We start from the raw sequence: 15925 nt of genomic DNA, 5'->3' as shown, positions 1-15925 counted from the left end.
CTTGAGACCCAACTAATACTTAAAACTTAGCACGTAAACCTAAGGTATAACGTGGTCCTGTTTTGCGATACATAAAGGTTGCATCGGTAATGCCAACGTATTGATACACTTCACTGTCTAGGATATTACTACCGCTGAAAAACAAGTTAATATTGTCATCAATCGCATAATCAATTGATAAGTCCAATTGATCAAAGGCATCAGCATATTTCGCTAAACCACCCTGGCTATTAGACAACAAACGTTCATCTCGGTAGTTATAGGCAAATCGTACACCTAAACCATCTTTCTCATAATAAACTATCGCGTTATAGCTATTTTCAGACAGTTGAGGTAGTGGTAATTCCGCCCCAGTCACTTGGTTAAAGTTTTGCCCTGGCTGTTCACTATCTGTGTAGGTATAGTTGAGTACATAACCAAACCCATTAAATGGCGCAGATAATAGTTCACTGAAATCTTGTTGCCAACTCAGTTCTAACCCTTGAATGGTGCCAGATTCACCATTTTCCTTGAATCTCAATACAACTTCATCTTCTTGCGCTTTAGCGATATTACAGTTGGGATCTGTACCTTGATTAGCTAACTCTACCGTACAACCATCGGAATTACGATCTAGTGTTTCGTCGATAATTTCATTGCGTGTACCCGTTTTAAAAAACGAAGCGACATCTTTATAAAAGATAGCAGCGGTAAATGCACTGGTATCTGAGATATACCATTCGTAGCTTAAGTCGTATTGTGTGGCTTTAAAAGGCGATAGGTTGGGGTTGCCAATTGAAGCACTTTGGCTATTGCCAGCAAGGTTTAATGCGGGTGATAAATCAATTGGGTTTGGCCGAGACATCACTTTAGCTGCAGCAAATCGTAAATTCATGGTGTCGGTTAAATCATAGTTAATGTTAAAGCTGGGTAAAAAGTCTGAATAATCCGAGCTTTCAGATTTAGGTTCACCATTTTGGTTGGCTGCTACAGTTGCATCTGTTTTTACGTAGCGCACACCAAAGTTCCCACGAAAATCATCTCCTTCGAAGTTCTGTTGTGCATATACGGCAGTGGTTTTTTCTTCAATATCAAACCATGAAGTTGGCATCTCGTTAAAAGCAGATACGGGGCCAGAGTAAGCAGGATCATCGTCTAAGGCTAGAACAGTATCAGCCATTGCTTTGAACTCATCAGTTGACATATGATTGAGTGTTAGCCATTTACGCGGAATTGAACCAGCTTCACCAGACATATATTCACCGTCGCTGACCACTATCATGTTTTGCACTTGGCTTGGTAAATCATCTAATAAAACGTTCATACTTTGACCAATCGTAGTGTCATCATAGTTAGGGTCGCTTGGGTCTAAGTCTGACAAGTAATTATTTACATCTGCCAACTGAAACTCTCTGCGGTTTGCTGTTCTATTGGCTAGACGTAAACCTGTCTCAAAACTGGTAAAAATTCCCTGATCTAAGGTGTACTCAAGATCAATTTTTAAACTATCTTCACCTGTTTCTTTATCAGTATTTCGCGCCCAAACATTGGTCATGTAAAACCCTTCTCTATTTGCCCCACTGCGATCATTAGGAAGCATAATATCGACTTGAGGTAACGATTTTCCAGAAAAGTCATAATTTACTTGTTGTAAAACTTGTTCTGACTTGGCTAGCAAGAAATTTGTATTGATGTTTCCTACATCGTTAGTGGCGCGCGATGTTTGTGCTTGCAATGAAATTATATAGTCATCCTTTGTATATGTCCCACCGAATGCAAACGCGTATTGCTGCTCTTCTCCTAAAACATTTGTCGGGTTGTATTTAACCCAACCACCTTGGCCAAATTCAGGGTCATCACTTTTGGTCTCTGAAACAACGTTAGCCGCGGTTAAAAAGCCTTGTTGTGCACCGTCTTTATGAGTCACAGTCACTAAATCATCGGCTTGATAGTCAAACCCCAAAAAGCCACCCTTTAGGTCAACTACAACTTTTGGTTGTGACTGTTGCGAATCGAATTGGATAAAGGTGGTATCTACAAAAAATTCTAACTCTGTGTTTGGCGCAAATTGAAAAGATGCATCTACCCCCACCTTTTGCCTGTCGTAGTCAAAGCGTTGAAATCTATTGGTACGAGGTACCCACACTGGATAACCTGGGTTTGCCGAATTGACTCCACCATTGGTATAACTAGCGGCATTAAGTTTGCGCCACCCATTGTTAGCTACCTGTTCAGTTCTTTGGTTATAGTCTTGGTACGAAACATTAATAAGTGCGCCAAAGTCACCTAAGCTAGAATCCCAAGTATTGCTGGCGAATAAGCTTAATTCTGGATCTACTTCGTCTTTACGCAGTGCGTCGTATGCTAACTTTGCAGTGACTGAAACTGTGCCAGGGTTGGTATCAAATGGTTTGCGAGTTTTTAACCTTACTGTTGCACCTAATGCGCCTTCAGTATCTGATGCAGAGGGTGATTTAATGACTTCTACACCAGCAAACAACGCCGACGAAATACCGGTAAACGAGTTATTACGATTGTCGGAATTATTTGAAATTAAACTACGGCCATTTACTTCAACGCGATTTTGGCTTAAGCCTCGCACTTGAAAGCCCGCACCTTCGCCACCTGCGTCACGGCCAATCTGTAATCCTGTGACTCGTTGCAAAGCTTCTGCGATATTGTTGTCAGGTAATTTACCTATGTCTTCTGCAGTGATTGCATCAACAACTTGGGTCGCATTTCGTTTGATAAAAGCTGATTCTTTAAGCGAATTGCGAATACCTGTAACGCTAATAACTTCGGTTTCGTCAGTTTGTTGCTCTTGCGCTATCGCGCTGGTATTAACTGCTGGGTAAACAACTAGGCTAGAGAGTAGTGTGGTTCTTATCAGTGTGGTCAATTGAGTTTGTTTAAACATAAAAGCTCCGTTTGTATTATTGTAGTATATATTTTATTCCTTACAGTTCACCCATTGAGCAAGCGCTCATACGTCGGTGATCAAACGCTGGAGTAAAACGTTTTTAACCTTAGCTTAGCGCTTATTTGTATGTCAAATGTAAATATTTGGAATGAGAAATATTTTACTTTTGTTTCGATATTTTAGTTTAAAAGAAAATTTTTATCGGTATAAGCCCCAAAAAACAAGGATAAAGGCGACATTTGTTAACATTTGGTGTCTATTAGTTATCTAATATGTTTAATTTCCTATTGCGCCATCCAAGTTTAAATGTATTATATAATTACCTTTAATCACCAAGTTTTGGAATGATAGGTTTATACTCACACACAGAGGCAATTATGAATAAGATTACAAAATACACAGCACTAACTGGTTTATTAACTATGTCAACTTTGGCGAATGCGGGTGGCACACTCACATTGTCGAATCAAACAGGCACTATAGTGATAGACGACAACAACGATTACGATGAAATTGTTATTCCTGAAAATAAAACCATTCAAGCTAATATCCATATTCTTAAAGGCCGCACAAATGATGTGGTTATTCGAGGCAACAATAGGTCGACGTCAATTCTTGCGCCAAATGGTTTATGGGGCGAATCGCAAGAAGATGCCAAAGGTACAGCGGGTAAAAAATTGAGTACCATTTATGCTGACTGTAACTGCACAGTTTCAATTTCAAATTTAACCAGCCGTAACCCTGAAAAATTTCATATATTGGGTGACACTGACAACACCTTGATGTTAGTGGACAACGTTAATTTATATACACGAATTGCCGCCAATAGTGATGTGCACCATCACCATACAACAGATGGTTTTGGTGGTGGCGTTGGGTCGTCTATTCGTTATTCAAATATTGATACCTTTGACGACAGCATCAAGGTTTACCGTACAGAAATGACAGTTGAAAACGTGCATATCACCCATAACGAGTTTGGTGCACCGTACCAATTTGGTTGGGGTGGTTTTGACTATGCTAAGCTCATTTTAAAAGGGTCAAATACAGTTAAAGACAACCACTCTAGTTATCGCCATGGGGTATTTGCTTGGGTGAGTACCAATCAAACAGGCTATGTGCGCAAGGTTGACTATCGAGGTGCATTTAACCATACAGTTGCTGCTGGTAAAAGCCGTTCAAAACTATATACCTTTGGTCATTTATCAAATACCAATTTAACCGTGTCCGGCGCAACGTTAAATTTATTTGGCGGCCAGTGTAAGGCGTCGACCAATTCGAATACTGAGTTTAGATTAACCAGTAATGCCAATATCACCAATGGTACTTATTGCAATTAATTGCTGAACCAGAGCTGTGACTGGTGGCAGGCTTGTTTTACTGCCGCCAGTTTTTACCCACAAATGACTTAATCACGCAACAGACTGAACATTACCTTTATGCAAAAAATAACCTATATATTTGTATGGTCGTTCATCGGCCTTATGGCAGCAGGGATAGGCTATTTACTGCAAGGATGTGTATTAAACTCAAACACCAACAATCAAACAGTTGCAAACCATAATCAGACCATTGAAAACTCTAGGCTAACACCAAGCCCCGTCATAAAGTCTGATGCTACAAAAGAGCCAACGAAATCACCAACACAAGTACAATCACATCAAGCTGATTTAAGCCAGCTGCTTTTATACAAACCGCTGCGTAATATCAGTCGTAACGAGCTAAAACTCGCCTTGCAACAAAACCCTCATCAACTTATAGATTTTATTAAAGCGTATGCACAAGCCGATGCTTTTGAAACACGATTATTGCTTGATGTGGTTTTTCAATTTAGTGATGAATATCGCGAGCAGGTTGCGCTTGAAATGCTAAAAAGCAACAATGGAGAATTTAGAATTGCCGGATACAGGCTGCTAGCGAGTGCCAATTCCGAATCGCCGCAAACAGCGGGTGAGAATATCCGTCGAGTTATCGAACATAGCTACATGGAAAACAATGATAATGTGCTAACACAAGTATTTGTCGGTTTGTCGTCACATAATTTTGATCAACAAACAGCCGAACAAATTCGTTTACGAATTGCCGCCACAGCAGCCCCTTATGATACAGATTTAGCGGTAGAATCGACCCGATTATTGGCTAAATTTGAGCCATCGAAAATTTTAGAAGAGCGAATTGAACAGCATTTATTAAGCAACGATGAATCAATCATGCTGCAAACACTGAATTTGCTGTATGAAATTGGGCCTATTTCAAGTGAAATAAAACTGGTTGTGACCGATATTGTTTCTGATCCGAAATACGACGTCCAAATACGCGAAACAGCCAAAGCGATCTCAAAACAATGGTGAGCAACAATCAAAATATACTCATTTTTACTGGTTGGTAGTCAGCCAATCTTAAGCTTTTATTCAGGACATATAGTCTGATAATAAGCTTTAACTGTTGGTGACTAGGTTGAGATCCATTACAATAACCGATTTAGACCTGATCGCACACGAGAATGAACCAACCTTCGACTAAAGTTGCAGTTATTGGCGGCGGTGTTGCTGGCGCCACTATAGCTTTACGTTTTTCTGAACTCGGAATAGATACCACAGTAATTGAGCAGGGGGATACCTTAGTTAATGGCCCGCCTTTTTGTCATTTGCATGCCGGTGGTAATTTTTACCGGGAAATATCTGATGAACAATGTTTAACTTTGCTACAGCAAGCGATTGAAACAGCGAAAGTATTCCCGTTAGCGATTAATGCGCGCGCAACCCTCGTAGCTTTACCGAAAACAGAAAAAACCGAACCATTAGATTTATTACCGCGTTTATGTAAACTGCGCGAAAGGTATCGCCAATTAGTCAAAGAAGATGCAAGCAACGAAGTACTCGGCGAACCAGATGAATACTTTGAGTTGTACTCACAATCGCAATTACAAGCTTTAGCCAATAGCCCGTTGCCAACAAAAATCACAAAACGCAGCGACTGGCTAATTGCTTTTGCCAAACATGTTGACATGTCTAAATTAAAATTCCCGCTGGTGTTAGTGCAAGAGTATGGCTGGTCGGCATTTCGTATTGCGGCGATTGCCGAATTAGCTCAACAAAATTTAGCCAGCTGCCATATCAAATTAGCCAGTAAAGTAAATGCCATAGCCCCAAGAGTAGCGCCAGACGGTTGGCAATTAACCATTGAAAATCAGCATACAAAAGCAACCGAGCAATTAGATTTTGATTATGTGGTTAATGCCTGCGGCTTTAAAAGTGGTGAAATAGACGACCTAATAAAGATTAACAGGCAGCGCATGGTTGAATTTAAAGCCGCCTATGTTGCACATTGGCCACAGAGTCAGGGCCTATGGCCAGAAGTATTATTTTATGGTGAACGTGGCACCCCGCAAGGCATGGCGCAGTTAACGCCTTACCACAATGGTTATTTTCAACTGCATGGTATGACCAAAGAGATCACTTTATTTGAACAAGGTTTGGTTGCGAGTAGTAACAGCAGTGCACAACCTAAACTGCCGCAAATATTTTTAGACAAAATATATCACCAATGGCCACCGGCAACGGTAGAATCCCGCACCTTAGGCGCAATTAAACATATAAGCCAATTTATCCCAGAGTTTTCTTCCGCGCAGGTATATGGCAAACCTATGTTTGGCGCGCAACAAATTCCGGGCGAAGATCCTGACTTACGCGCTATGTCTGCTTCTTTTAGCCATAAACGATACGCTAGAGCAGAAATTGTCAAAGCATCGTCTGCTTTGAATGCAGCAGATGCAATTTTACGTGATCTATTAAATTGCGGATTGGTAGATGTAAATCAGCTCGGCGAGGGGCTAGATAAACATCACTTCCCAGTTACCCAGGCTTGTCAGGAAAAACAGGTAACAGAGTTAGCCCTAGCTTATGCTAAGGCACGTGGTTACCCAGCAGAGTTAGCGGTTAATGTTTTATAACGAGCTTTTCTGTTGTTAACAACTCAGGGCTGCCGCCTCTAGCGCCTGAGCCACAGCATGTCCATAACGCATTGTTGTAGTAAACAACACCTGTACCGTGGCGACCTTCTTTTAAATTAGGCAGGTTGTACCAAGTTTGGCTAGTTGGGTTGTACACCTCAACTTCATTGTGGGCGGGTTTTGGTCGATTGGTTTCGCCACCCAATACAAGAATATGGCCGTTTAAACTAATAGTTGAATTGCCCGCGCGTGGGGTAGGCAAGTTTTGCGCTAGGGTTGACCAGGTGTTGGTTGTTAGATCGTACACATCAACTTCAGCTACCGTTAACGAGAATACTTGTTTAGTTATTTGCGAGGTTTTTCGCCCGCCAGCTAGATAAATTTTGTTGTTTACTTCGGCGGCTTGAAAGTGGTCACGCGCTCGTGGTGCATCTGGCAGTATTGTCCATTTTTTGGTTTTAAAATTATAGCTGTCAGCCCATTTCACCCAGCCATCATAATGGCCATTTTGTATGCCGGACAACAAATATAAAGTATCGTTTTTAATAACAACTCCCGCACCACCACGGCGTCTATCAGCTGGTATCTCAGGTCCTTGTTGCCATTCATCTAATTTTGGATCATAAAATATGATGTTTTCGACCGCTTGTTCTTTTGGGTAACGGCCGGTCATAGCGCCAGCAATCACTATTTTGTTGTTATAAATAGCGGCTTGAAAATGATGAATTTCTAACGGCGGTTTTGCCCCTTGCGACCAGCTATTGGTGGCTGGATCAAATATACTAACAGCTTGGATGCGTCTGCCGCCTAAAGCGTAAAATTTACCATCAAATTCAATAAAGGTCGCTTCATGTCTAGGGTGGGGGGCATTTTTAGTTTGTACCATTTGCCAGCCTGTTTGTGCAGCTTGAATGTTGGCCGCGTTATCAGTATCAGCTGAATTCTTGTTACTACATGCAGTGACAAACACTAAGGCTGCAATTAAGCAGCCCAGCAAACATTTGTTTAAATACATTTTTACCCCTTATATTTATGTATATTTTATTCAAATGTGACTGTTTCACCTTCTTGAAGTGTTAGGGTAAATCGCCCTGTTGTTGTCGCATTTGCTTGAGTCATCTTTTCACCTGCAATATACACATTTTTAAATATAATATCCTTAATTGATGCAGTATTACTCAAACTTTCTACTGCGTTAAACAATAAATCTGGTGACAATTGGCCATTGCCACCAAATTTTTGTTTGATGTTAACCAGTTCTTGATAACTCGGGATAGATTCAACATGTATGTTTTCAAAGGTCCAATTGGCATAAGATTGGTTAGGATAAAACTCGTTTCTCAAATAAAAAACACGTGAAACGGGTCCTTCCATATAGATGTTTTTAAAGTGGATGTTTTTAATTGTGCCAGAGCGCGTGTCTGTACTTGGACGTTCAGTTAAATTGGCCAATCCTCTATTTTTATTTAAACCTGTCCATTCAGTGTGAATAACATGGATGTTTTCAATTAATGCTGTATCGACAGATTTAGGATACCAACCAAATTGAAATATACCGCCATTGTCCATTTGCCACACAACACAGTCTTTTACGCTTGAATTGTTGTGGTATACCTTAAATGCATCATCCATAGCGGCGACAAAACAGTCGCTTAATTTAATATTTGCGGGCAAGTCGAAACCGTCATTATTGTAGCGCCACATGCCCATTAGTTTGACATTACGCACTGTGCCTTTAACTTCAGAGCGTGGAAAGCTCGATTCTGGCCTAACACTAAAAGCGTAAAATGGAATATTAACTAGGGTGATACCTTCAACTAAAAAGTCATTTTGGTCGATATCAACCGGTTTTACACCATCGCTCGGGCAACCAGTTGAATAGCCATTTTTATCTACACAAACAGTTTGTCCTTGAGTTCGGGTGTCTGCACGCCACGCAAATTTTTCACCTGAAATAACACCGCGGCCAGACAGGGTATAGCCCGTTTGTCCATTTTTACCTGCATGATCACTGTTAATTGAGCCGATAACATAAGCGCCCCCCGCTAAATACACATGTTTAACTTTTGTAGGTACCCACCATAAACCTAAGTTGTGTGTGCCAGCTTCAAAATATACGGCAGTTGCTTGTTCGGCTTTTTGTGGGTCGAACCCCTCATTGGCTTTTACCACATAGGTATCGCTCGCTTCTTTAGCAGGTGGTGCGGAATAATCCATATATTCTGCTTGGTCAGCAAAAATGAGTAGGGCATCTAAGGGTAAGTCTTTTTCAACAGCGTATCTATCATCAACAAATTCAACCGAAAGTTTTCGATTAGATTGCAAGATTTGTAATTGCACTGTTCTGTTGGCTAGGTCTTTATTTACTACTTTGTATGCTATACCTGAAAGTTGTTTTGGCCGGATGATAATGTCCCGGACATCACCTGAATTTTCATCCAGTTTACTGACTTGTACATTAACTGGGCCTTTTGTTGGGTCGAACGAAAATTGTCCCCAACTAAAGCTGCGTTGGGTTTGGCGATAACTTTTTGCACCGTCTTGGCTACCAGGTTTAATGTTAATTGCCATTTCTGCAGGCGGTGGGGTTGTTTGCAACAAAACAACAGATTGGCCTTCAACATCAATACTGAACTTGCTTGAATGCACCCCATCTGGTAAATCTTGATAGGCATAGGTAACTACATGTTCAACCTGCAGAGCAGAAGGTTGTTGTGTGTTGCTGCTATCCGCATTTGTGGTTATATTGGTTTTACAACCTGTCAGCAATAGCGCTACGAATAATAATTTGCTCAACAATGTTTGAATGCTCATTTACTTACCTTTGTTTATAACCAGTAATGGTTATGCCAATTTTTATAATGTACAGTCACGCTGTAAGACTTTTCTGCTTTTATCGCTAATTCTAGTGTTTGGTTGCCTCGTTTGCTTGAACCTTCCAACACAATTTGGCCATTTTCATCTTTGACTATGTAGTACATGTTCTCGTAAGGCGCGTAAAGTTCGTAGTGTTGACGTTTTTTGTAAACATAAGTAAACGCAGATGATATTTTACTGGTGTCCATTTGTTCACCCGCTAGGCGTTTACTAGCAGCTATTAATTTGTCCATCATCTTTGGTGATTCTTGTAAAAACAGTTTTTGGTAATAGCTTTCTTTGTCTTGAGTTAATGTTCCATTGTGTTGAAAGTCATTTAAACCAATATTGAACTCATCAATTAAAACCCACATGGTTGCCGCATCACTTTGGTCAGGTTTACCGTAGTAGAATTTTGCGCGATTAAAAATTTGTGCTAGCTGACTGTTTTCTAAATTCTCTGGTAGCAAGTTTTTAATTGATCCATTAACTAAACCGCTTTGGCCGATTGAGCCTAATTCAGTAAATTTAATATCGTGACGAGCAGCAGCTTGCTGATGTAAATAGTGGCAAGCGTCCAGATCGTCTGTGCAATTCGCCACTTTATATGGTGCATTAGGCGTGCCTTGAGCAATAAATGACATGGTCCAATGTGAAATAATATGTAGATTCTGTAATGCGCGTCGGTTGTCTGTAGTAATTAGATGTTTAACTAAGATAGCGGCTTCTGTCATAGGGCCCCAACTTAGCACATACACTGAGTTTTCACTGGCATAGTCAGCAAGCATTTTAATGGTGGTCAGTTGCTGAATATTTTTGTAGTCATCTTTGGCATCAAATTGAATTGGTTTGCCATTGCTAGTTAAACTAGACCAAAAAACAGGCAGCTTTTTTTGGTAGCTGTGTCGGCCGTTTATATTGTTGATGTCGTGTATATAAGCTTTGACAAACATGTCGTTAAAAAACGGCAAAGGATTACGCAAACCAATTCTGTCGGTTGAACCGATTGAAATACCCGCAATGTTAAAGTGGTCAGCCATGAGTAATAAACTTGCCATTGACACTTGATCGTCAGGATCATTTTGTGGATGCCCACCTGTACGCCTGTCGGTTGGATCGGAGAAATCAGTTAACACCCAAATATTTGGTTTTTCTGTCGCAAGCGCCGTGTTAGTGATAGAGATAAATAAAGTGAAAATTAATAAGACAAAAGTGTGTTTCATGGCGGTACCTAATTAACATTTACGTCAACAAGCTAGAGTGAGTTAGCCACAATATTTTGTGGCTAACTATTCTTGGTTATTGGTTATCGTGCGCTTTTTCTTCAGTAGGGATTACCCAAGCTTCAGACGAACCAGGCACTTTAGTGAAGCGATACAAACCAGCACCATGAGGCGGTAGTGTTTGTGCAAACTTAACTTTGGCTGTGCCTATGTCTTTTTTAGCCCATAAGTCACGAACTTTGTAGGTTCCACGCATATCTTCCATGTCGAAGTTAATTTCTACAGACTTAACTTCGTCGCCTAAATTAAATAGTGCGATAAATACATCACCATTGGCAGGGTCTTCTGCGTACCATGCTGCGTAAAAGTCATTTGTTTTAGCGCCTTTTTTCGCAGTTTCTTCGTCATAACGAATGATTTGGCGATTGTTCGTACTGTTTTGATTAACGTATAAAACTTCATCATTCATAAAGAAGGTTTTAATTTCTTCAAATGGCGTGGTATTTAACTCTGCACCTATCATTAGTGGTGAGCGCGCCATACTAAATAAGGTCATGAGAGTATATTTTTCGTCAGTGGTGAATTGCGACATGCGCTCTTTGCCATGCGGTCGATCATCTAGAGATAAACGACCAAACGGGATCATATCCGCATCTGGCCAAGTACCTTCACCAATAAATGGCGACCATTTGTCTAATAATTGGAAACTACGTTTTAAGTCTTTCCATTTGTCCCAGAAATCAGCTGACACACGCCACATGTTGGCATTGTTTTCTAAATGGTTTGCATGAGCAATTGGTGCTTCACCACATGATAGACTCAACACCATTGGGCGTCCTGAGTTATCAATGGCTTTTCGCATCATTTCAATTTCGCCAGCATAATAACTATGGAACGGAGCACCGCATTGGCCCATCATGTCGTCAGCTTTAATATAGTCGACGCCCCATTCTGCATATTGTTTGAAAATTGAGTTATAAAATTCTTGCGCACCTTCTGCACGGTATTCAATACCAAACATATTATTTAACCAACCCGCATGATCATTAAATTTAGCAATGTCGCGCGCGGTTTTATCTGTGCCCATTACTGGCGTATTTAAGTACCATGCATGACGATGCATACCACGCATAATGTGAATACCAAATTTTAAACCTTTGCTATGGACATAGTCAGCCAGCGGTTTAAAACCCTGACCATTAGCAGATGATGGAAAACGCTCAACAGCTGGTTGTAACCGGCCATACTCATCCATTGGTGCTTCGGCTGGATTTTTTAATGAACCATCTGGGTTAAGCAAAACGTTTGGATGGCCTGGGCGACGCTGATAATTTTCTTTAGTATTGTGCGCACCTGGTGCTGGGTTCCACCAAATATAGTCAATAACAGCGTATTCCCAACCATGCGGTTTTAGATGTTCAGCCATAAAATCGACGGTTTCGCGAAAATCTTTTTCATTGATACGGCTCCCCCAAGCATCAAAACTATTCCAGCCCAACGGGGGTTTTTCCGCAACCTCAAGTAATAAGCTCTCGTTCGATTGTTTTTTAGCTGATTTCTGAGTTTGGTTGTCAGTTAAAGAACATCCACTCGCCAACAAAGCTGTAACCACAGCTGTTGTCGCGAAAATGCTTTTTAGTTTTTGCATGTATAAACCCTTTTTCTTTGGTTTGTTTGTAATGTTATTAGTGGGTTAATTTTTAATGAACAGCGCTATGAATGGAGTGACTATCAATCTTTATTCTTTGCCAATTTGTCTTTAGTAATTGAAAATCTTTAATTTTCATTTAAAACCAACACATTACATAGCCTTCTGGCAAACTCTAGAATAAATCGACTGGCTTAATATGGGACACAAAATCAAATATGACCGATAGTCACGTTATACTCTTGTTAGCATTTCTTTCTGTTAAACTCCACAGAAGTCACTTAATTACACCGTTTTTTCGATTAGTTAAATAGACGAAAACAATACAAAATGTCGAGTTATTGGGAAGTCTAGATAGTCAGGTAGATTTAAAGTTGTGGAAGAATAACCACAACTGAATCGTAACTAACGACCTAAATTATGAGCTATATACCTAAAAAAATATTCTTACTTGCTTGCGTGTGTATTCTTATAACTGGCTGTGGAAGCACAATGCATGCAAACCAATCCCATGCAAAAAAATATGAGCAGAAAAAACCAAATGTGATTGTGGTGTTTACCGATGACCAAGGTTATGCCGACTTATCCAGCTATGGCTCACAAACTATCAAAACGCCTAATTTGGATAATTTTGCCCAGTCTGGCATACGTATGACGGATTTTTATGTTGCTTCGTCGGTTTGTAGTGCGTCTCGAGCAGCTTTGTTAACAGGCAAATTGCCAAAAAATAATGGCGTGACAGGTGTTTATTTCCCAGATGCTATGGGCATGAAACCAGAGCAAGTTACTTTGGCTGAAATGCTAAAACCAGCGGGCTATAAAACAGCCGCCATTGGCAAATGGCATTTGGGTGATTTAAAAACCACTTTACCAACAGCTCAAGGATTTGATTATTACTATGGCATACCTTTTAGCAACGATATGTATATAGGCTACAAACACGAGTTTGCAGAGCAAGTAAAATTTAATAACGGATATGACTTAGCGAAAGCACAAAGAGACCAACAAATGGTTAAACAAGCCGGCAAAAAAAGACAGATAATTAAAAACAAGGGGATCAAAGAGTTAGTGCCTTTATTTGAAGGTGAAAAAATTATTGAATATCCAGCTGAGCAAAGCTCGTTGACTAAACGTTATTTTGAAAAAGCCATTGAGTTTATTAGTAACTCAAGCGAGCCATTTTTTGTATATTTAACCCCAGCCATGCCACATGTACCTTTATTTGCCAGCGAAAATTTTAAAGGCAAAAGCAAAGGTGGTTTGTATGGTGACACGGTAGAAGAAATTGATTATTACTTTGGCCAATTAATTAACCACCTAAAAGCGACCAATCAATCAGACAATACCTTAATTGTGTTTAGCTCAGACAATGGACCTTGGCTAGGTTATCGTTCACACGCGGGTTCAGCCAAACCCTACAGTCATGGCAAATTTACCAATTACGAAGGCGGTGTGCGTGTACCGGGTATTATCAGTTTGCCCAGTCGAATTAAAGCAAACCAGGTGAGTTCGCATATCAGCTCAACAGTTGATTTAGTCCCAACAGTGTTACAACTAGCAGGCGTTGATGCATCTACATATAAACTAGATGGCACAAGCCTAGTGCCGCTCTTTCAATCGACTGATGTAACGAGCTCATTTAGCAGTGAATCAGCGGTGTTTTTAAGCTACAAAAATAAAATTGCAGGTGTGCGTTATCAAAACTGGAAATATATTAGAAAAGGCATGAATAATGTTGGCCGGTCTGGTCGAGTGCCTACAAACGATAGTGACTTATTATTTGATTTGTCTAAAGACCCAGTAGAGCAACATAACCTAGCAGACAAATTTCCTCAGGTAGTTAAAAAACTGCAAGGGCTAATCAATGCTAAACAATAATCACTATAAAGGATTGAAGACAAGTGCGCTTTTACGTGTGCTTTGTGTAGGCTTTTTATTGCTGGTTAGCGGCAAGGTGTGGGCTGATAACACGGATAAACTCAGCTTATTAAAAGCACATAACCAAGCGTTTAATGCACTAGATGAATTGGTACGTGATCCATTTATTAAAAAAGGCCCGTACGGTAAACGACGAATGATGGTTAAAAATGCTGGCCACGGCAATTTAGTTCAAGATCCATATGGCAAATGGTGGGTAACAGCGTTTGACCACGAATATGTAAAACAAGCGGGCGGTAAAAACCGCTGGAACTTATGGCTAGTACCAATTGAATTTGAAATTAGCCAAAGCGATGTTGCAGTTAAAGTATTAGATGCTCGATTTTCGCCAACCGCACAAGACCTACAGTTTGTCGATAAACTCGCAATGGAAGGCAAACCTACGGCTTGGCACAACCAAAGCCCTTGGACATTGCCCGAGCAGTTGCAGAAGAAACAATGATTGCTTTAAAGTTTTGGGTTTTAAATTTTGGCAGTTTAGCTTTGCTGTTGGCTTTGAACATTGCATTTGCATTTAATGTTCAAGCCAATACAGTTGTGAAGTCTAACCTTATAGATGGACTAGACAGCGACTACCCAATATCAGCAAAACTTTTACCCAATAACCCAACTGAAATAGTGGCGACTAAAACTGCGAAAGTATTTAATGCCAAACAAAAAGGCAAAATATCTACCCCCTATGTAATTGCACCAACCCAACCACAACTAGAACAAACTTGGTACAACACACCACGTAATTATTGGGTATACACCCCTTATAATTATAAAGCAGGTGACAAGCCAAATTTGTTACTGGTGCTTGATGGCCAGCGCATGGAAAAAGAGCTTAATTTAGCTGCAATGCTGGATTACTTAATTGAGCAAAAACAAATACCGCCAACACTTTGAAAATGTTACTGTGACCGGACAGCAACTCGATTTTACGGGCAATGGCTATCAACAAACGGCTAAAGCGTCTAAAGGTTTAATTGAAGGCACTGTGTTAGACAATGGTGATATTTATAAAATGTCGGACATTAGTTTTGACCAAGTCAAAATTAATGATGTGTGTTTAACTGAAAGCAACAAAAACACCTACAACCAAATTGACCCAATCACCACTGAAAATATTGTATTTAATGGTTGCGATAGCCAAAAATACACACTTTCAGTTTCGAGCAGTGCACACGGTAATGTCAAACCATTGGAAGGAGACATCACTTTACTAGCGGGCAAATCACAAACTTTCACCTTTGCAGCAGAAGAAGGTTACAAATTATCTGATGTACTGGTGAACGATATTTCGCAAGGGGCAGTGGCAAGTTATACAGTGTCAAACGCAAGCAGCAATGTGAAAATTGAAGCTATTTTTGTTGAACTATAGCCTAGGTTTGCTTGGCAACAAAGCCACTTGCCAAGCAAATATTGTT

The 15925-nt window shown here is 40.3% G+C and carries 12 protein-coding genes; 7 read left to right on the top strand and 5 right to left on the bottom strand.

Annotation, left to right across the window (positions count from 1 at the left end; all coding sequences use genetic code 11):
• Positions 1-19: 19 nt before the first annotated feature.
• Positions 20-2896 (bottom strand): TonB-dependent receptor, encoded by a 2877-nt coding sequence (locus tag DS2_RS10885; protein ID WP_035014809.1) that lies wholly within the window; start codon positions 2894-2896, stop codon positions 20-22.
• 380 nt (positions 2897-3276) lie between these two features.
• Here DS2_RS10885 and DS2_RS10880 point away from each other — a divergent pair, with 380 nt between their 5' ends.
• The 3 genes from DS2_RS10880 (at position 3277) to DS2_RS10870 (ending at position 6851) form a co-directional block, all read left to right on the top strand.
• Positions 3277-4239 (top strand): hypothetical protein, encoded by a 963-nt coding sequence (locus tag DS2_RS10880; RefSeq protein ID WP_035014808.1) that lies wholly within the window; start codon positions 3277-3279, stop codon positions 4237-4239.
• Positions 4240-4338: 99 nt separating this feature from the next.
• Complete coding sequence (locus DS2_RS10875) at positions 4339-5250, top strand: hypothetical protein (protein WP_035014807.1); 912 nt, start codon at positions 4339-4341, stop codon at positions 5248-5250.
• Positions 5251-5402: 152 nt separating this feature from the next.
• The gene (locus DS2_RS10870; protein WP_035014805.1) at positions 5403-6851 is read left to right on the top strand and encodes an FAD-dependent oxidoreductase; all 1449 of its coding nucleotides are present in this window, start codon (positions 5403-5405) and stop codon (positions 6849-6851) included.
• On the opposite strand, the gene DS2_RS10865 is transcribed toward DS2_RS10870, so the two are convergent.
• The 4 genes from DS2_RS10865 to DS2_RS10850 all read right to left on the bottom strand — a co-directional run bounded on the left by DS2_RS10865 (position 6838) and on the right by DS2_RS10850 (position 12578).
• Entirely contained in the window at positions 6838-7866 is a 1029-nt protein-coding gene (locus DS2_RS10865; protein WP_051479799.1) for a Kelch repeat-containing protein, read from the bottom strand. The genes DS2_RS10870 and DS2_RS10865 overlap by 14 nt on opposite strands.
• A gap of 26 nt (positions 7867-7892) precedes the next feature.
• Positions 7893-9665, bottom strand: coding sequence for a hypothetical protein (locus tag DS2_RS10860; protein WP_035014804.1), 1773 nt, complete (start codon positions 9663-9665; stop codon positions 7893-7895).
• Positions 9666-9679: 14 nt separating this feature from the next.
• Positions 9680-10930: a nucleoside hydrolase-like domain-containing protein gene (locus tag DS2_RS10855; RefSeq protein ID WP_035014803.1), complete on the bottom strand. Its 1251-nt coding sequence runs from the start codon at positions 10928-10930 to the stop codon at positions 9680-9682.
• Positions 10931-11006: 76 nt separating this feature from the next.
• Positions 11007-12578 (bottom strand): alpha-galactosidase, encoded by a 1572-nt coding sequence (locus tag DS2_RS10850; protein ID WP_081754253.1) that lies wholly within the window; start codon positions 12576-12578, stop codon positions 11007-11009.
• Positions 12579-13070: 492 nt separating this feature from the next.
• On the opposite strand from DS2_RS10850, the gene DS2_RS10845 reads away from it, so the two are divergent.
• The 4 genes from DS2_RS10845 to DS2_RS10830 are packed head-to-tail and all read left to right on the top strand — an operon-like array spanning position 13071 to position 15879.
• A complete protein-coding gene (locus tag DS2_RS10845; RefSeq protein WP_035014802.1) occupies positions 13071-14456 on the top strand; it encodes a sulfatase in 1386 nt (461 codons plus the stop codon).
• Positions 14443-14958: a hypothetical protein gene (locus tag DS2_RS10840; RefSeq protein ID WP_035014800.1), complete on the top strand. Its 516-nt coding sequence runs from the start codon at positions 14443-14445 to the stop codon at positions 14956-14958. The genes DS2_RS10845 and DS2_RS10840 overlap by 14 nt, the downstream gene beginning before the upstream one ends.
• The gene (locus DS2_RS10835; protein WP_035014799.1) at positions 14955-15404 is read left to right on the top strand and encodes an alpha/beta hydrolase-fold protein; all 450 of its coding nucleotides are present in this window, start codon (positions 14955-14957) and stop codon (positions 15402-15404) included. The genes DS2_RS10840 and DS2_RS10835 overlap by 4 nt, the downstream gene beginning before the upstream one ends.
• A complete protein-coding gene (locus DS2_RS10830) occupies positions 15373-15879 on the top strand; it encodes a hypothetical protein (protein ID WP_035014798.1) in 507 nt (168 codons plus the stop codon). The genes DS2_RS10835 and DS2_RS10830 overlap by 32 nt, the downstream gene beginning before the upstream one ends.
• Positions 15880-15925: the final 46 nt, after the last annotated feature.

Origin of the sequence: Catenovulum agarivorans DS-2, assembly GCF_000568405.1 — a bacterium.
Classification (GTDB): Bacteria; Pseudomonadota; Gammaproteobacteria; order Enterobacterales; family Alteromonadaceae; genus Catenovulum; species Catenovulum agarivorans_A.
The sequence above is the reverse complement of the archived record's forward strand: the minus strand, read 5'-3'. Positions and strand labels throughout refer to the sequence as shown.